This window comes from Salipiger sp., assembly GCF_059781815.1.
Map to the genome: position 1 here is coordinate 1 of NZ_JBYNAH010000429.1, position 1,510 is coordinate 1,510.

2 protein-coding genes are annotated in these 1,510 nt (G+C 76.5%); both read right to left on the reverse strand.

The window, feature by feature from the left end:
* The coding region (locus AC6RA4_RS25535; protein ID WP_500165132.1) for an SEL1-like repeat protein at window positions 1–1,142 on the reverse strand (1,142 nt) is incomplete at its 3' end.
* A gap of 67 nt (window positions 1,143–1,209) precedes the next feature.
* The coding region (locus AC6RA4_RS25540) for a prepilin peptidase (protein WP_500165133.1) at window positions 1,210–1,510 on the reverse strand (301 nt) is incomplete at its 5' end.

The following is a 1,510-nucleotide window of genomic DNA, read 5'->3' on the forward strand; positions in this document are numbered from 1 at the left end:
ACCCAGGGGACCGCGCGCTGCGGCGCCAGCCGCCCGTCGAGATCTCCGCCCACCGCCAGCTCGGCCAGCCGCAGCGCGGCCGGGGCCTGCCCGGCCTCGGCGGCGCGGCGGTAGAGCGTCACCGCCCGGTCGAGATCGGTTTCACCACCGCGCCCGCGCTCGAGCATCCAGGCCAGGGCGGTGGCGGCGCGGGGCAGCTCGGCATCGACGGCGCGTTCCAGCCACTGCCGGGCGCGGGCATCGTCCTGGCGCAGCTGCGCGCCGTCGAGATACGCCAGCGCGAGATTGTACATCGCCCCGGGATCGCCGGCCTCGGCAGCGGCGGAGAGCCAGCGTTCGGCCTCGGCGGCATCGGCGGGGACGCCCTCGCCGGAAAGATAGAGCGTACCGAGGGCGCGCTGCGCGATCGGCAGCCCGGCCTCGGCGGCGCCGCGATACCAGCGCAGCGCGCCGAAGCGGTCGCGGGTCTCCGCCGGCCCCGTGCTCAGCCGCTCGCCCAGAACATACTGCGCCATCACGTGGCCGGCCTCTGCTGCGCCGGTCAGCCAGCGCAGCGCCTCCGACGGCGAGGCCTCGGTGCCCTCGCCGCGGTCATAGACCTGGGCCAGCAGGTACTGCGCCTCGGCGTGGCGCTGCTCGGAGGCGGCGAGCAGCCAGTTATAGGCGGCCTCGGGATCGGCGGCGACGCCATCGCCGGCGCGCAGCTGGCGGGCGAGCAGATATTGCGCCTCGGCATCGCCGCGGGTGGCGGAGCGGGCGAGCAGCGCCGCGGCGCGCGGCGCGTCGCGGCTGTCGCCGTCGGCCCCGCCCGCGAGCAGGATGCGCGCCAGCAGCGTCGCGGCCTCGGCGTGGTTCTGGTCGACCGCCTTCTGCAGCCAGTCGATCGCCGCCGGCAGGTCGCGCGGTCCGCCGCGGCCCTCGGCCAGCACCCGGCCGTATCGGTATTGCGCCAGCGCAGTGCCGGTTTCGGCGGCGAGGCGGGCCAGGCCGTCGCGCACCACGACCGTGTCGCCGCGCTGCCAGGCCTGTTCGATCTCGGCCATCGAGGGCAGCGTCTCGTCGGCCCCGGCGTCCTGCGCCCCGGCCGGCAGGCCCGAGAGCAGCAGCGACAGACAGAGCGGGGCAAGGGTCTTGCGGAACATGCGGAGCGATCTCTTTCAGGGCGTCTTCTGCGCGGACCCTAACGCGACGGTTGCGGCTGCGCGAGGCTCAATACCCGCCCGGCAGCAGGGTGAGGCGCCACAGCCATACCCCCGCCCCGGCGGCGCAGAGCGCGGCGCCGAAGGGCAGCGGGCGGGTGCCCGACAGTGCCGTCCGCCCGTGGCGCAGCGCCTGCGCCCCGGCCAGCCCCAGCGCCGTCAGCGCCGCCAGGAGCACCAGCAGCGGCAGCTCCCAGGGGCCGACCAGCGCCCCGAGCCCGGCCATCAGCTTGACGTCTCCGAGCCCCAGCCCCTCGCGTCCGCGCCAGCGCCGGTAGCCGAGGCGCAGCAGCCAGAAGCTGCCGGCGCCC